At 27.4% G+C, this 526-nt stretch carries 1 protein-coding gene; it reads left to right on the top strand.

The genetic code is table 11. The features are described 5' to 3' along the window. Positions 1-142 precede the first annotated feature (142 nt). Entirely contained in the window at positions 143-322 is a 180-nt protein-coding gene (locus NK213_RS18050; RefSeq protein ID WP_253351810.1) for a hypothetical protein, read from the top strand. The last annotated feature ends 204 nt before the right edge of the window (positions 323-526 follow it).

Below are 526 nucleotides of genomic sequence, written 5' to 3'. Positions count from 1 at the left end.
GGCAAAATTTAATATTTTAGAGTATTTATTAGCAGCACGTTAAGCAAGATATATTCTTGCCTGAGTATATAACAAAAAATCAACATTCCTAAAAAATTGAAGTTATATACTCCGGTAACTATATATTAAGGAGGATTCACTTATGTTTAAAGTTATTATTGGAAGTGTTACCATTACTAATTTACCTGATAGAAAAACTGCTGAATATTTCGCTGAAAAATTTGGAGGCATTGTAAAAAGAATCAGATATAAAAATCCTAAGTTCATTAATTATCTTAAGGAAGACAAAACAGATATATTACACAAAGAACTAGCGAAGTGATCTATATGAATTTATTTTATGTCGTTTATGCTCTTGAAGACGAACATATCATTACTGGGATTTATGCGAATAATTACAGACATCTACACAGTATACTTAAAAAGGAAAATAAAAATATCCAGATATTGGAATCTCATATTTTAGATACTTTTCCGGATGAAGACCAGATTATGATTGATTTATATCATGAAAATCCATAAAAAA

The organism is Sebaldella sp. S0638, from assembly GCF_024158605.1.
In the GTDB taxonomy this organism is placed as follows: Bacteria; Fusobacteriota; Fusobacteriia; order Fusobacteriales; family Leptotrichiaceae; genus Sebaldella.
The sequence above is the reverse complement of the archived record's forward strand: the minus strand, read 5'-3'. Positions and strand labels throughout refer to the sequence as shown.